At 63.5% G+C, this 14,025-nt stretch carries 16 protein-coding genes; 9 read left to right on the top strand and 7 right to left on the bottom strand.

What is annotated here, in order from left to right:
- Positions 1–174 precede the first annotated feature (174 nt).
- From ACWF4Z_RS13590 to ACWF4Z_RS13560, 7 genes are all read left to right on the top strand, one after another.
- Positions 175–480, top strand: coding sequence for a hypothetical protein (locus tag ACWF4Z_RS13590; RefSeq protein ID WP_452243315.1), 306 nt, complete (start codon positions 175–177; stop codon positions 478–480).
- A gap of 189 nt (positions 481–669) precedes the next feature.
- Positions 670–1,284, top strand: coding sequence for an RNA polymerase sigma factor (locus ACWF4Z_RS13585; RefSeq protein ID WP_452243314.1), 615 nt, complete (start codon positions 670–672; stop codon positions 1,282–1,284).
- A gap of 121 nt (positions 1,285–1,405) precedes the next feature.
- On the top strand, positions 1,406–2,056 hold the full coding sequence (locus ACWF4Z_RS13580) for a class F sortase (protein WP_452243313.1): 651 nt from the start codon (positions 1,406–1,408) through the stop codon (positions 2,054–2,056).
- A gap of 91 nt (positions 2,057–2,147) precedes the next feature.
- Positions 2,148–2,807: a DUF6529 family protein gene (locus ACWF4Z_RS13575; protein WP_452243312.1), complete on the top strand. Its 660-nt coding sequence runs from the start codon at positions 2,148–2,150 to the stop codon at positions 2,805–2,807.
- 104 nt (positions 2,808–2,911) lie between these two features.
- Entirely contained in the window at positions 2,912–3,409 is a 498-nt protein-coding gene (locus tag ACWF4Z_RS13570) for a Rieske 2Fe-2S domain-containing protein (protein ID WP_452243311.1), read from the top strand.
- An 8-nt stretch (positions 3,410–3,417) separates the two neighbouring features.
- The gene (locus ACWF4Z_RS13565; RefSeq protein WP_452243310.1) at positions 3,418–4,029 is read left to right on the top strand and encodes a COG4315 family predicted lipoprotein; all 612 of its coding nucleotides are present in this window, start codon (positions 3,418–3,420) and stop codon (positions 4,027–4,029) included.
- A 515-nt stretch (positions 4,030–4,544) separates the two neighbouring features.
- On the top strand, positions 4,545–5,168 hold the full coding sequence (locus ACWF4Z_RS13560; protein WP_452243309.1) for an N-acetylmuramoyl-L-alanine amidase: 624 nt from the start codon (positions 4,545–4,547) through the stop codon (positions 5,166–5,168).
- A gap of 669 nt (positions 5,169–5,837) precedes the next feature.
- On the opposite strand, the gene ACWF4Z_RS13555 is transcribed toward ACWF4Z_RS13560, so the two are convergent.
- From ACWF4Z_RS13555 to ACWF4Z_RS13540, 4 genes are all read right to left on the bottom strand, one after another.
- Positions 5,838–6,431: a hypothetical protein gene (locus tag ACWF4Z_RS13555; protein ID WP_452243308.1), complete on the bottom strand. Its 594-nt coding sequence runs from the start codon at positions 6,429–6,431 to the stop codon at positions 5,838–5,840.
- An 85-nt stretch (positions 6,432–6,516) separates the two neighbouring features.
- On the bottom strand, positions 6,517–6,960 hold the full coding sequence (locus ACWF4Z_RS13550; protein WP_452243307.1) for an acyl-CoA thioesterase: 444 nt from the start codon (positions 6,958–6,960) through the stop codon (positions 6,517–6,519).
- A gap of 197 nt (positions 6,961–7,157) precedes the next feature.
- The gene (locus tag ACWF4Z_RS13545) at positions 7,158–8,093 is read right to left on the bottom strand and encodes a hypothetical protein (protein WP_452243306.1); all 936 of its coding nucleotides are present in this window, start codon (positions 8,091–8,093) and stop codon (positions 7,158–7,160) included.
- Positions 8,094–8,310: 217 nt separating this feature from the next.
- On the bottom strand, positions 8,311–8,556 hold the full coding sequence (locus tag ACWF4Z_RS13540) for a hypothetical protein (protein WP_452243305.1): 246 nt from the start codon (positions 8,554–8,556) through the stop codon (positions 8,311–8,313).
- A gap of 160 nt (positions 8,557–8,716) precedes the next feature.
- Between ACWF4Z_RS13540 and ACWF4Z_RS13535 the strand changes: the two genes are divergently transcribed.
- Entirely contained in the window at positions 8,717–8,944 is a 228-nt protein-coding gene (locus ACWF4Z_RS13535; RefSeq protein ID WP_452243304.1) for a hypothetical protein, read from the top strand.
- Positions 8,945–9,003: 59 nt separating this feature from the next.
- Here the strand turns inward: ACWF4Z_RS13535 and ACWF4Z_RS13530 are convergent, their stop codons facing one another.
- Positions 9,004–10,182: an MFS transporter gene (locus tag ACWF4Z_RS13530; protein ID WP_452243303.1), complete on the bottom strand. Its 1,179-nt coding sequence runs from the start codon at positions 10,180–10,182 to the stop codon at positions 9,004–9,006.
- A 260-nt stretch (positions 10,183–10,442) separates the two neighbouring features.
- On the opposite strand from ACWF4Z_RS13530, the gene ACWF4Z_RS13525 reads away from it, so the two are divergent.
- On the top strand, positions 10,443–11,960 hold the full coding sequence (locus ACWF4Z_RS13525; protein WP_452243302.1) for an alpha/beta hydrolase: 1,518 nt from the start codon (positions 10,443–10,445) through the stop codon (positions 11,958–11,960).
- A gap of 446 nt (positions 11,961–12,406) precedes the next feature.
- Here ACWF4Z_RS13525 and ACWF4Z_RS13520 read toward each other — a convergent pair whose 3' ends face one another.
- Positions 12,407–12,946: an ester cyclase gene (locus ACWF4Z_RS13520; RefSeq protein ID WP_452243301.1), complete on the bottom strand. Its 540-nt coding sequence runs from the start codon at positions 12,944–12,946 to the stop codon at positions 12,407–12,409.
- Positions 12,947–13,178: 232 nt separating this feature from the next.
- Positions 13,179–14,006, bottom strand: coding sequence for an SDR family oxidoreductase (locus tag ACWF4Z_RS13515; RefSeq protein WP_452243300.1), 828 nt, complete (start codon positions 14,004–14,006; stop codon positions 13,179–13,181).
- Positions 14,007–14,025 lie beyond the last annotated feature (19 nt).

The raw sequence follows: 14,025 nt of genomic DNA, 5'->3' as shown, positions 1-14,025 counted from the left end.
CCCTCACGAAGCACCAGCGCAACAGCAGGACGGTTCGGCATACCTCATTCTCACCCAACACCAACCGTCACCTAATTAATGACACGCGCCACTAGCTCCCGCGAGCGATGGAGGATCATTCGGGCCCGCGATGACGATGGCGTAGCTCGCACGATAAACGGGCACCCGGCCGTCATGATCCTGAACAATCGGACGGTCAGCGGCCACCAGTTTCAGTTGGATTCGGAGAAGATCGTTCTCGAGAGCTCAGGGGCGTACAGTAATTTCGGATTCCCGGGTCGTGGGCAGTCGATCGGGACCTCGCCAGCCGATACCAGTAACAGCCAGGTCTGGGAAATGATCGACCGGGGTGGCTCGATCTTCGAGTTCAAGAACACCTCGGCTTTCGCGCCCTTCTTCCTCACGTTCAAGCCAGGGGCAGGCCGTGAATTTGTTCTCGAAGCGAGCGGCAACACGACCTTCCGCCTCAAGACGATCTGACCCGTCGGTATGGGTAGTCGGCCTTCGGTGGGCAGATAGGTAGTTCACACCGATGTAGGTGCGCGAGCCCGATGGGATCTTGAGGTGCAAGCCGGTTCTGGCGTCGTGCGCTCTGCAGTGCTCAGTGTGTAGGGCGCGCCGAACCTGCTTGGCCCGCTGTTTCAGACACAGTGCTGTGGGGGTTGCTCCGTGTCCACTGATACCGCAAGACAAGATCTGGCAGAACGATTCCATCGCGGCGATGAGACCGCCTTCGCCGAGATCTACAGGTTGTACTCGCGACCAATGTTCACGACTGCGCTGAGCGTTCTCGGGGACCGCGAGCTCGCCGCGGACGCCGTTCAGCGTTCGTTCGTGAGCGCGTGGCAGGCTGCGGGCATATTCGATCCTGCGAGGGATCTCGGTGCCTGGTTGTTCACGATCACGCGTCGCGCGGCGATCGACGTCTACCGACGTGAGCGGAAAGCGCTGCACTGCGTGCCGATCGACGGATCGTCAGAGGTCGCGATGGGCCTTGTCAGTGAAGGACCGGAAATCGAGGCGACCTGGCAGGCCTGGCGAGTCCGCGAAGCCCTGGACGGTCTGAGTCCCGACGAGCGTCTGGTCGTTCAGATGGCTCATTTCGAGGGCCTCCCGCAGACCGCGATCGCAGGGCGACTGGGCATCGCCCTGGGTACGGTCAAGAGTCGAACGTGGCGGGCCTATCGCAAGTTGGCCGATTCCCTCAGGGACCTGCGTGACCTTCCCGGCCAGCGGCCGTCAACGAGCGGCGACCATCTGCTTCCGAGCAGCAGAACCGCCTGATCGTCGGCGGTGGGCATGAGTTGTGCCGATCCGTCGATGGCTTGCTCAACGTATCTCCACTGACAGTCGCTCAAGGTGGTAAGGGACGCCTCGGTCCCGTGCAGCAAGAACGGTGCCTGAAATGGGGTATGGCCGACATCGGCGGAGAAGGCCAACGTTCCTGCTCCGACGGCTGACGATGATCGCCGGCGTCCTGGTACTCGTAACAGGTGCCGCAATTGCGCTCGGGCACGACTCACGTCCCGCTGGCTCGACATCGGTGGCGGCGCTGCCAAGCTCGGACAGGGCGCTGCCAGAAGAGACGACACAGCATCCTCACATCTCACCGAAGCCAGCTACCCCGCGGCTGATCCTGATACCGCAGCTGTCACTTCGAGTACCGGTCGTCGACATTGCGATTCGTAACGGTGAGCTGTCGCCTCCGTCCGACCCACAGAAGGTGGGCTGGTGGTCTGGAGGAGCGTTGCCCGGAGCCGCCCGTGGATCGGCCGTAGTCACAGGTCACGCTGTACACAACGGCGTCGGTGCCTTCGACGACCTCGAGAAGCTTCGCGTGGGAGCGTTGATCGTCGTGACGACATCCCGCGGCGAACTCCGGTACCAGGTCACCGACTCTGCCATTTATCGAAAGCAGGAGTTGGCAACCCAGGCGACCCGGCTCTTCGACCAGGCAGTTGCCGGCAGACTCGTACTGGTCACCTGCTCCGAGTGGGACGGGACGTCTTATCTCAGCAATGCGGTTGTGACCGCCCGGCGGATCTCCAACAGCTGATCCGGCCGATCGGGAAACTATTCACAGGAACCGCGCGCCGTCGGTCAGCCGTATCAGTTGCGAAGTCATCGCTACTGAAGGGGATCACGCCGTGGATGCGGACGCGACTGTTGAGATGCCTGCTGATGAGCCGGCCGATGAAACGCAGACGGACGCTGCGAAAGATGTTCCTGAACGAGAGCAGGCCAAGAAGACCGCTGACGGCGGCGGCCCGGCCGTTTTGCTGTTGCTGGGGTTCGCAGTGGTCGGAGCGCTCGTCGCCCTGTCACTGGGAATCTACGGTCGAACGCACGTACCGACGGGCCGGCCACTTGGCCTGATCATCGGGTTCACCGAAATGAGTCCGATGAAGGCGTGGCTGGCCACGGTCGCAGTAGCTTTCGCGGTGTTTCAGATCCTGTCGGCGGGGTGGATGTGGGGCAAACTCCCAACGACGAAGCCGGCGCCGGCCTACCTGGGCACCTTGCACCGCTGGAGCGGCACGATCGCGTTCGTGGCCACGCTGCCGGTGGCCTATCACTGCCTTTGGAGTCTTGGGTACAGCACATTTGATGCGCGGACCGCTATCCACTCGTTTGTCGGCTGCGCGTTCTATGGCGCCTTCACGACCAAGATGCTGGCTCTGCGGGCGAAGCGGATGCCGGGGTGGTCGCTTCCAGCCACAGGAGGTGTCCTGTTCGTCCTCCTCGTCGCCGCGTGGGCTTCCGCGGCGCTGTGGTACTTCACCCAGCCAGGTGTCCCGCTGCGGTGACCTCTCGCGAGCGTTAGTCCAGCACCTCGCGCGACCAATCACTCGTCGGCCGGTGCCCAATGTCACGAGCGCTACCAGATCTTCATCTAATCAAGGAGCTTCCTATGGTCAAGTCAAGCGAGGCGATGGATCGCCGTACGATTCTCGCCGCCGGCAGCGCGATAGCTGGTGCCGCGATCCTGAGTGGATGCGTCGTGGAGCAATCCGCTCCACCGACCGCGAGCACCCAACCGCAGGCGACCGGTGCGGCATCGGCACCGACCAGTCCGGATGCACCCGCCGGCACCCAATCGGCGCCTGCGTCCGAACCTGCTCAGCCACCCTTGGCGAAGGTGTCCGACATCCCGGCCGGCGGTGGCGTGATTCTTTCGCAGCAGCGGGTGGTACTGACCAAAGATCAGAGCGGTAAGGTCGCCGCCTTCTCGGCGATCTGCACCCACCAAGGGTGCACCGTAACCGAGGTCCGCGACGGAACGATCAACTGTCCCTGTCACAAGAGCAAGTTCGACGCAGGTAGCGGACAGCCGGTTTCGGGGCCGGCGAAGAAGCCACTTCCCCCTGTCTCGATCCAGCAGCGCGGCGACGGCGTCTTCAAGGCTTAGGAGACATCGTGCTGAAGAACCTTCCAACGACGATCTGGGTGATTGGGGCAACGGTTGCTGTTGCTGCCTTCAGCCCAGTAGTGGGCAACACAGTGACGTCAGCCCCCGTGGCGGCGCCTCCGCCGGCGCCGGCGGTAACTCAGACCACTCCACCGCAGCCACCTGAATCCGCAGCACCGAGTCAGCCCGTCGAGACTGTTGATACGCCGCCCGCGAGTCAGCCGGTGGAATCCGCCGTGCCACCTGCTGATGGTGAGGTAGTGATCAAGGCCGGAACGACGAAGCTTGGCCCGACGGCGGTGGATGCGAACGGGTTCACCGTGTATTTGTCGGTGCTCGATGGAACTGACCCGCCGAAGTCGGTCTGCAACTCCGAACAGTGTCTGACGGCCTGGGTCCCGGTCTACGTGAAAAGTGGGCAACCATTGGCGGGAGCCGGGGTAGATCAGGCCAAACTCAGTACCGTGGTGCGACGAGACAAGGATGTCCAAGCGACCCTCGGTGGCTGGCCGCTCTATCGATTCGTCAAGGACAAGAAGCCTGGCGATGTCTTCGGCGAGGGCCTGAAGGGCACCTGGCATGCTCTCAGTCCCGAAGGAAAGCAGGCGGCGGCCGGCTGATCCTCACAGTTAACTCGATGGTCTGCGGCGTCACCCTGCAACGGTGGGTGGCGCCGCAGATTGCTATCTCTGTCTCAGATGCAAAATGGGCAACTGATACGGATGGCTAGCTCATGAGCCAAGCGTAGAAAGTTCTCATGGAACTGAGAGTCGTTGGCGCCACTGGCCGCCACGAGGCCGCCGTTCCGGAGACTCTGACGTGGTTTTCCGGTCCCGACATGCTGTTAGGCACTCCAGGGTTCCGGATGGACTATCTCTGCCTCACATGGTCCGGCGTTCGCCGCGGTGGCCTACTGCGGCTGCGCCACCGTGACGCGGCTTGGGGACCGTGGCGGCCGTTCCGAGCCGGCGATCCGGCCAACGGTGGCCGTCGCGGGGCGCTCTTGCCAATTCACCGCGCCCTCTCGTATCAGCTGAAGCCAGCGTCCAATATGTGCGACTTCCGCGCTATAGCCGTCAACACCTCAGCTGGGATACCTTCTGCGCCATTTGCGGGAGACTCACGGGTAGACGGATTGCAGTACGTCAGCCGAGCTGGCTGGGGCGCCGACGAGAGATTGCGTTTCACTCCTTACGGGACTGAGCTGCTTCCACAGATCAAAAACCGTATCCAAACGATCACAATCCATCACGTGGTCTCGCCGGCTAATGATCTGGACTACACGTCGAACCTGCGCGCGCTCTACGTCTTCCACACAGTCGCTGAAGACCGCGGAGACATCGGGTATCACTTCCTGATCGACAAGACTGGCACGGTCTACGAAGGCAGATATGCCGGAGCAGGCCGCGTGACAGATGATCGTACGGCGGTCGGCGCCATAGACGAGGTGTACGGCGGAGGTCATGTAGGAGGGTTCAATGCTGGGAATGTCGGAATCGCGCTATTGAGCGACCTCGCCACTGAAGCGGTGACGCCAGCCGCCCTTGACAGTTTGATCCGAGTGCTGGCGCGCGTGGTGAAATGCGCCGATATCGATCCGTTGAGCACGGTGAACTACATCAACCCGATCAGTGGCGCAACGAGGCTGGTGCCCGCGATTACGACCCACCGTGGATGGTCTGCCACCAGCTGTCCAGATGGTCCAATCCGCCCGTTAATTCCCGGAGTCCGCGAAGCCGTAGGAAGAATTATCTCGTGAACCGAAATACCAGGTGAATCGGTCGGCGATTTGAACCGCTCTAGGTTCTCGTACCGTATTTACTATTGAGGCAGGCGCCGGCTTACCCCCACCACCCGCGCCGCCCAGCTGCTGCCCCGGTTTCGTCGTCATAGCCGGGGCAGCAGCACAAATCCAGGCTACCGCAGCGAACCCGCAAGGAGCGGCCCCAGAGAATGACACCTGAAGCGTCGCGGCAGATTGCAACGACGGTGAGGCCCGCCAGGGGAACCAGCAGCGGAGTAGGGCACCAGGAGGGGCCGGAAGATGAGGACGGCCTGTAACTTGGGCGCTGATCCACCGCGTGTGTGCGCACGGCAAGCGGCTGGCTATGAGGCAGCAGAACCTCGAGCGTGACCTGGCGTTTGCTTGGCGGCACATCGAGCCATTGAGGACCACGGTCGGCAGGAGGATGGCTGTAGTCGAGCGGCGAACGAGATCTGTTGGACTGGTAGTCGAGCAGCGTCAGGCCCGCCAGTACTTGCGCAGCCCACGACCACCGGCCGGAGGTCCACCACCAACCGCCGGTCCGCAGCTGCCCGGCCGCAGATCCCTTGGGCGTCACCTGAACCCGTGCCAGCGCGTGATTCGTCGTTAACCGGACCGGGACGACACGTCTCGAGTCGTCAGAACGTGCTGCCGCTCGCGGGGCTAGCTCTTTGGAATGCTTCCCTTTTTGATAACTGGTTTGCCGTCGGGCCCGACCGTCGACCAGTTTCCACCGCCGATGCCTTCGCCCTTGGCGTCGTCGTGTGTCTTGTCTGGCTTGTAGCGATAGAGCGGCCAACCATTCAGCGTCACCTGTAGGTACCCGTCGGGGCGCCTGAGAGTCCCGATGATCGCACGGTCGACGCCCTGCACGGTGATCTCCGAGGCGTCGTTGACGGTGATGGCCGGCCAGACATCGAAGCAATCGTTCATACAGACCGACCGCGATGGCTTGGGCGTATCGAACTCGAAGCGGTACGCCGTCCAGCCATTCGCAGTCACGATGCCTGCTTTGAGGCCCTTGAGGTCGGCCTGGCGCACAGAAAGCGCAACCGGTCCAGGGGAGAGTTTGGTTGTCGGTTGCGGCGACACCGCTTCCTCGGTCGGCCCACCAGCCGGTTGGCTGGATTGCGCTGACGGAATCGGCGCGGCTTGCTTGTCCGCCCGCTGGTCGGTTGGATTGGTACCGCACGCAGCCAGCGTCAGCAAGGCGATCGTCGTGCACACGGGTCGGGCAAGTCGGTCTCCGATGGACATGGAATCCTCCGCTTTCGTGCAACGCGAACCAAGGTGGCGCACGTCATGGTGCGCGCCCACTTCCAGTACGCAGCAGCCAACTTGATCAGTTCTGCGGAGAACAGAGAGCGCTTGCCTGCTTGAGGATGTCTGTTGGCAGAGCGCACGACAGGAGGCTGACGGTGTCTATATGGACTCCTGTCGTTTCGGCGGTGGCTACAGCTGTGCCGTCCGCTCGCTGCATGCGGTGGGCCATCGCGATCGATTTCTGGCCGACGCTGACGATCTCGGAATAGATTGCGATTGATTCCCCAGCTCGAACTGTCTGAAGAAGGTCTAGACACTGGCGGATGGCGACCAGCCCCCGACCATTGGTGCGCATATACCGTTCCGAGACCCCGGCGGCCGACATGACGTGCCAGGTTGCCTCGTCGAACCTCGATGCGTACCACGGGACGTCCATGTGTCCGACGAGATCAGCGTCGCGAGGCGAGGCATAGCCGAGGAAGGTCAGCAACGGGACAGCATCCATCGCGGATGGCAGCCGCATGGCCGTCCGGCTCCCATCGACGGTTTGGCGAGCACTCGTCGGAGGCTTGACAGAACGGGTTTCATTTCGAATCTCCTCGTGGGACGTTTGCCCGGCTATGAGGAATACGGCGTCAGCGCCCAGACGGTTCTGGACGCGACAATGCCGCCAGCCCGCATGCCTGAGAAGGCGCGAGGGCTGGCGGCGATGTGCGGATCTCAGCTGTTGTGCTTTCCGCGACGTCGTAACGAGATTGCGCCGCCACCGGCGAGCAGAACGGCACCAACTGCAAGGAGTCCGATGCCAGCCGGCGTTGACGAACCATCGCTCGGTCGGTCATCCGACGAGTCCACCAGACCTGCGTCGATCGCGGTCGGAACCGCTGGGCCGGACGGCTCCGGCTCCGACACCGAGGTCTGGGGAGCAGAGGGCGAACCCGGCGGCTGCGTCGGAGTGGCCGGCGGTTCTGTCGGCGTCGACGGCGACTCAGTTGGGGGCGTCGATGGCGACCCGGTTGGCGGTGTGCTGGGCGGCTCGGTGGGAGGGCTCGTCGGCGGCGTACTGGGTGGCTCAGTTGGCGGCGTGCTCGGCGGCGTCACATCGCAGCCCGTCACCCGAAAGGACGCCGACTTGTCATCCTTCCCCTCCGTACCGTCGGCCCGGACGAAGATGCCCAGATCGACGGAGTCAGGTACGGGGTCTTTCAGCACGAGCCGGTACTCGTAGCGGCCATCACGATCACCCTCTCCGAGGGCTTCGTCATCCCCGATGAACGGACTCAAGTCCCCGCGTACTTCCTCGACTGCATCTCCGTCTTCGGCGAAGCTGACCGAGGCGTTGTTGACTCGACCGAAGTTGAAGAAGGTGATGACGAAGTCGCAGCCCTCATGGGTTATCGGCCTTTTGACCTCATCCGTCATCCGGATGCCGTCGATCTTGATGATGCCGCTTTCTGGGGGCCGGCCGGTGTTAGTCGTAGTTGTCGACGACTCCGCTGCTGCCGGTCCGGCCAGGAATAGAGTGCCGCCTCCCAGTGCCAGCGATAGCGCGCCGACTCCGGCCGCGATGCCGGCCACGCGAGAACGAGCAGTTGACTTGGTCATCTTCTCCCTTGTCTTTGAATCGGACCTGAAACGCGACCAGCGCATGACCATGGGTCGCCTCTGTTCGTAACAGGTGCCGATGCCTGTCCCGCAGTAGTACGGCCGTGACGCCTCAGTCGGTTCTGTGGATCGCCAAGGTTTCCTGGGGGCACTTCGATCGATGCCATAGGCAAGCACGACCATCAACGCAGCGCCGACCGATCACGCGGGGCCCCGAACTGAAGGGGAGGGCCGCGTCGTACTGGCTGTCGAGTGACTGGTAGGCCGCCTAGTCATAGTCGGCGGCCGCGACGATGAATGAGGTCTCCTTGATGTCAACGAAGAATCGCATGCTCAGGCGTTCGCTCAGATTCGCCGTCGGCGCGGTGATCAGTACGAGCTTCCTTGCCGCAGCAATCCAGCCGGCCTCGGCGACAACGGTCTTCAAGCTTCCGCCCGGAACGTACAAGCTCAACAGCCCGGCGGGGCCGGCCTTCACCATGACGTCGCTCCCGGCACCTCCAAACACTGCCACTGCCTGGACGGTTGTGCGCCCTGTGCAGTGGCCGCTCCCAAACAGTCAACGCTGGGAGGTATTCGAGGCACCGAACGGTTCGTACATCTGCAGTTGGGGTGCCAGTAATGGCTTCGCGATCGGATGCCTGGACGTGTTGGACGCCTCCAAGACGGAGGGCATGCCAATCGTGGTTCGGCCGTTCAGTGGACAGCCGTCGCAGCAGTGGACCCTCGAGCAGACGTCCACCACGACCCCTGGCCCGCATGTGTTCTTCAAGGTGCTCAGGAATGTCAACAGCAAGATGGTCATCGAGACGAACCCCGTCGCCGGCCACTTTCCGCTCCAGATGCCTCTCAGTACAGCGAAACGTCATACGCAGGAGTGGGTTCCTGTGAAGCTGAACTGAGCGCCGTCGCGTCGCCGCGTGATGAGGACCTCCGCCGTGGGCCCAGGTCCTCATCACTTTCAGTCGGCCTTTCTCACCTCGTGGGGATAGGACAGGGCGGTCGCGAGGAGTAGCAAAGGGGTGCAGTAGAGCAGGCCTGCGGCTGGCTGGACGGTCGTCCACAGGAGGCCGGCGACGGCGGTCGCGATCATGCGGCCGAAGCTTTGGATTGCAGTCAGGACGCCGAGGGCGGTCCAGGTCGATTCGGCCCGGGCATAGCGGGCGATGCCGGTGATCTCGGCGGTCTCGACTGCGCCGGCAGCGGAACCGGCGAGAACGAAGCAGATCGTGATGGGCAGCAAGGCGCCCTTCGGGGCCAGGGCAAACCCTAGGTAGGAGCCCAGGAGCGCCATGGAGGCCAAAGAGATGACTGGGCTGGTCCCGAACATGTCGACCAGCCGGCCGCACCAGTTCGAGCTGACTGCCGCGGAAGCTTGGAACACTGCATAGAAGAGGGCGACCACCTGCAGCAGTTCCGTCGAGGTGAATGATCCGCCGAGGACCTTCGCAGATCGCAGGAGGAGCAAAGCCGGGGCGATACTTGACAGCTGGTACGCCGTGACCGCAGCGAGGTGCCGACCGAGTCGGCCGTGACGCAGCTGATGAAGCCGTGCTCGCAACGACGCTTCTGGGACGACCCCTGGCTGATCCCCTTGAAGTCCTCGAGTTGTCAGCAGCAGGGCGATGGTCACGGGCACGATCGACAGGGCGATCGTTGCCCGCGGAGAAAACACAAACATCAGCCCGGCAGCAGCCAGCGGTCCGAGGACGGCTGCGGCATGTGAAACGGACCGCTCGAAGCCGACGGCACGTCCGGCACGCAGCGGGCTTGTCGCTTCGATGGCTTGGCCATGTCTGAGCGGGCTTCGCAGGCCGCGTGCGGCGTACGAGCCGACTCGAAAGATGGATATCTGGGCTACGGAGGTTGCGAGTGCCAGGAGTGAGCTGCTCAACCCGATACCGAGATGTCCGAAGGTCGACAGTCGCCGCCTGCGGTGAGGCGTCCGCCCGCCGAGCTCCGCACCGAGGAAGCGAGCAATGCCCTGTGCTCCGTTGCCGGCCGCTTCGATGAGGCTCAATGCAAGGGGAACCGATGGATGCAGACCGGCGAGCAGGCCGGGGAGTACAGCGGTAGTCGTCTCGTGCCCGCTGGTCGATAGGAGGCTTGCGATCCGAGAGCGCCACGACGGCGCATTCATTGTTTTCCTTCAATTCTTCGACGATGTCAGCAGACGTACGTAGCTCGCCGCCGAATCGGTTCGCTCACTCACGCCGGTCGCCGCAGGAAGGTGCGGCTTGCTCATGGCCGGTTTCGCAGCATGAGAACCGATGGACGGTATGGCGGCGTAACGCATAGGAGGGGGTCGAGGAGATGGGCACTGGCCGATCTCGATGCCGTTCATCGGTCCAGGCAACCTTCGACAACGGCTTCTGGTAGCCACTAGCAGAAGGGATCCGGATGAGGATCTTTCGAAAGCGCGGACTGTACGCCGTACTGGCTGTCGTGCTCCTCTCCAGTGGCATCGTCGCCGAGGCGGCCGGGTCTCCGTCGGTTCCGTTCTTGAAATGGCGAGCCTGCGATGACGGCTTCGAGTGCGCGACGGCGTCTGTGCCGTTGGACTATCGCAAGCCGCAGGGCACCAAGATCGAACTGGCGTTGATCCGCAAGCGGGCCATCGATCAGGCACATCGCATTGGCTCGCTGTTTATGAACCCCGGTGGACCAGGTGGTTCCGGTGTCGACTTCGTTCGTACGGCGCCTCCGCCAGCATTCCAGTTGCTGAGCCGCTTCGACGTGATCGGCTTCGACCCACGTGGAGTCGGCAGCAGCAAACCCACAGTCAACTGCGGGCCATCAAAGCCCAGTAGCGAACCGGTGCGCTTCGTGAGGCCCGAGACGGCCGACGAGCAGGCGCTCGTTCGTGCAGCCAAAGAGGAGGGGCAGGAATGCCTCAAGCACAGCGGGAATCTGCTGGCGCACATCAGTACTGCTAACGTCGCGCGCGACCTGGACTTGTTGCGCGCCGCCGTCGGCGACAAGAAACTCAACTACTACGGGCTTTCCTACGGCACGGTCCTGGGTGCAACCTACGCCAGCATGTTCCCAGGAAAGAGCCGTGCACTCCTCTTGGACAGTGCAGTTGACGCGCAGATGTACTACGACCGTCCGACCGACTACGGCCAAGAGCAGGCCGCCTCGTTCGAAGACGTGTTGGACAGGTTCTTCGCTGCCTGTGCGGCTGCTCGCTGTGGGTTCGGAGGCGCAGATCCTGAGGCCGCCTTCGATGCGCTGATCCGCAAGCTCAACCGCTCTCCCTTGCCGTCGGGAGAACCCGATCATCCCGCCCCGGTGTCGGGCGACGAGGTCCTCATCGCTGCTGGCGGTGCACTTTATGGGCAGGACCTGTGGCCGGCTTTCGCCGACGCCTTGGTGCGAATCTCGGCAGGAGACCCGGCTGGAATCGTAGCCCTTGACGGGTTTCTGACGGATGCGACCGGATCGGCCGTGATGGCCGTGGATCAGCAGTTCTCGCGCAAGATCGCCGACTACGCTGCCGCGACTCGTCACAACTATGCACTGTTCAGGCACTTCTGGTGGAGCTACGGGTACGACGATCTGCCGGCGGCACTTTGGCCGGTCGAAGACCGGGATGCGTTCCGGGGGAAGATCCGCAACGCTGGATCGGCGCCGATCCTGGTTATCGGCGGTGCCTACGACCCTGCGACGCCGTTCGTTTGGTCCGAGCGTCTCACCGCTGACCTCGGCAACGCCCGACTGTTGACCTTCAACTCGACCGGTCATGGTGCCGTGCCATCCTTCAACGCTTGCGTTCTCGACGCCTTGACGGCGTATTTCGACAACCTCACCCTCCCTCCGACCGGGAGTACGTGTATCGACGACACCGAGCCCTTCCCCGCGGCGCAGAGCCGCGCAACGGTCCGGCCGTCATGGCCGGTTCCGCTCGGCTTGAGGTAGTAGGCCTGAGGAGCACGAGCTCGATGACTGGGTGTTGGGGGCGAGTGCCGAAGTGCTGCTACGAAACGCTGTGCCCTCACCAGTCGCAACCTCGGCGGAACCGTCGCGTCAGTAGCCGGATCTGCCGCCGGGATAGTCACGCAGTGCCGTCGATGAAGTCGGCGCCGTTCAGCACAGCCAGGACTGGTCGCGTTCACCGGCGGTGAGCTGATTGGCCGGCGTCACCACCCAGCCCACCGCCGGTACGGGCCGGCCCGTGAGACATCTGTCAACGCCGCCGCCGCCCGGGGCGTGATGCCGACCTCAGGGAGCCCTCCGAGACGCCGTCATCTGCGCCGCTTAGGCGGCTGGAGGTCCGGTGCGCTGGTCTCAACTCACGCTGACACGCACGCGCGGCCGTCCTGTGTGGTTGCCGTCAGGGCGGCCGCGCGGCTACTTGCGTTGAGTCATGAGCTCGAGCGGGCGGCCGCGCGTGCGCGGCGGGTGGCCAGGAACATCCGGAAAAGGAAGACGGGTGTCGGCGGGATCCAGCCGAGCTGGGTTGCTGTTCCGAGGTCATCGCGGTTGGCCCAGTGCTCGAAGACCAAGCCGTCCCGAACGCGGAACCAGTGTGATTGCGTTACTGCGAGAGTGCGACCCGTGGCAGGGAACGCTTGTGCAGGCTTGCCGTCAGCGTCGTAGGAGACGAAGGGCTTCACCTGCTGCCCGTGCATCGTCGTGTGGAGGACGACGACGTCCCCCTCCGCGACCGCCTCGTGAACCTCCCACCGCAAGTTGTCGTAAGCCTCGCGGAGCCACAGTGCGGTGGCGTAGTACGCCTCGGGACCGGTTCCTCGGGCCGCCGGCGGTTCGTCAACGGCTTCACGGTTGGTCCCGTCCGGGTGGTAGACGGCCTTGAACTCTTCAAGAGTGCCTGCGCCCATCAGATGAATGGACCGTTCGCAGATGGCTTTGGCGGCCGATATCTGCTCGGTGTTGGGTGTCATGGTTGTGAATCCTTGTTTCTCAGGAGCCTGCGATCGACTGGACCGTCCAGTCACCTAGCCGGACCGCTATCGCAATTTCTGCCGATCGATGTCAACGGGCATACGCAGCTCGCCGCCGAATCGGTTCGCCGACGCCTGTTAGTGCAGTGGCGAACCAAATCCAGCACATCACTCGTACCTGTCTATGCAGCAGGGGTCTGAGGCGAATCAGAGTCGGCCTCGCTCCTGCGCTTCAGACGAGATTCTCTCCACCGTCGACGACAAGGATGCTGCCGGTGACATATGGGTTCGCCATCAAGAACAGTGCGGCCGCCGCAATCTCGTGCGGAGTTGCCAGCCGGCCGAGTGGCGAGCCGGCGCCGTACGCGGCGATCGCGGCGTCTGCGGCGGCGCTGTCCAAGTCGGCACCATGACCGAGAAATCCCCGGATCAACGGTGTGTCAGTGCTCCCCGCGCGGATCGTGTTCACCCTGATCCGCTGCGGGGCGAGCTCAACTGCCAGGCCACGGGTCAGGGCTTCGATTCCGCCTGCTCCCGCTGCGGCAAGTGCTGTTCCCGGCGCCGGACGTTCGACGAAGCCGCCGGACATCAGGGTGAGCGAACCGCCGGCAGGGAGTCGTGATTGCGCAATGCGGGCGGCGGCGTACGCGGACCAAAGCCGGCTGTCCACCACAGCGGATCCGGATTGCCGATCAACCCTGCTCAGCGGCCCCATTGCGAAGGTTCCCGCGGTGACCAGAATGTGGTCGACCGCGTCCACGGATTCGAGCGCGCGAGTCAATGCGTCCTCGTCGGTGGCGTCCGCAATCCGGGTGGCCACCGTCGGGTCCATACCTGGTCCGGGTGCGGTCTTTCGAACGGTTGCTTCAGCGGCAGCCAGTCGGAGGTGGTCACGGGCAACGAGCACGACGCGGGAACCCGCCGCGCGCAGGAGCGCGCCGGTGGCTAGACCGATCCCAGAGCTTCCGCCCACTAGTACGACGGTCTTGCCTTCGAGGGAGTCGGGCATTGGTGACGAATGCGGTACGGGCGCGGTCATCGCTTGCACTTGCTCACTCACGCCGGCCTCCGGGGTTTGC

The organism is Kribbella sp. NPDC055071, assembly GCF_053608045.1.
Note: the sequence above shows the minus strand (reverse complement) of the source record. Positions and strands in the feature narration are given on the sequence as shown.

Excerpts from the sequence above, each read along its gene's own strand:
- ACWF4Z_RS13590 (WP_452243315.1), top strand. The coding sequence starts at position 175 with ATGATCCTGAACAATCGGACGGTCAGCGGCCACCAGTTTCAGTTGGAT.
- ACWF4Z_RS13580 (WP_452243313.1), top strand. The coding sequence starts at position 1,406 with ATGGGGTATGGCCGACATCGGCGGAGAAGGCCAACGTTCCTGCTCCGA.
- ACWF4Z_RS13570 (WP_452243311.1), top strand. The coding sequence starts at position 2,912 with ATGGTCAAGTCAAGCGAGGCGATGGATCGCCGTACGATTCTCGCCGCC.
- ACWF4Z_RS13555 (WP_452243308.1), bottom strand. The coding sequence starts at position 6,431 with ATGTCCATCGGAGACCGACTTGCCCGACCCGTGTGCACGACGATCGCC.
- ACWF4Z_RS13550 (WP_452243307.1), bottom strand. The coding sequence starts at position 6,960 with ATGCGGCTGCCATCCGCGATGGATGCTGTCCCGTTGCTGACCTTCCTC.
- ACWF4Z_RS13545 (WP_452243306.1), bottom strand. The coding sequence starts at position 8,093 with ATGGTCATGCGCTGGTCGCGTTTCAGGTCCGATTCAAAGACAAGGGAG.
- ACWF4Z_RS13535 (WP_452243304.1), top strand. The coding sequence starts at position 8,717 with ATGCCAATCGTGGTTCGGCCGTTCAGTGGACAGCCGTCGCAGCAGTGG.
- ACWF4Z_RS13530 (WP_452243303.1), bottom strand. The coding sequence starts at position 10,182 with ATGAATGCGCCGTCGTGGCGCTCTCGGATCGCAAGCCTCCTATCGACC.
- ACWF4Z_RS13525 (WP_452243302.1), top strand. The coding sequence starts at position 10,443 with ATGAGGATCTTTCGAAAGCGCGGACTGTACGCCGTACTGGCTGTCGTG.
- ACWF4Z_RS13520 (WP_452243301.1), bottom strand. The coding sequence starts at position 12,946 with ATGACACCCAACACCGAGCAGATATCGGCCGCCAAAGCCATCTGCGAA.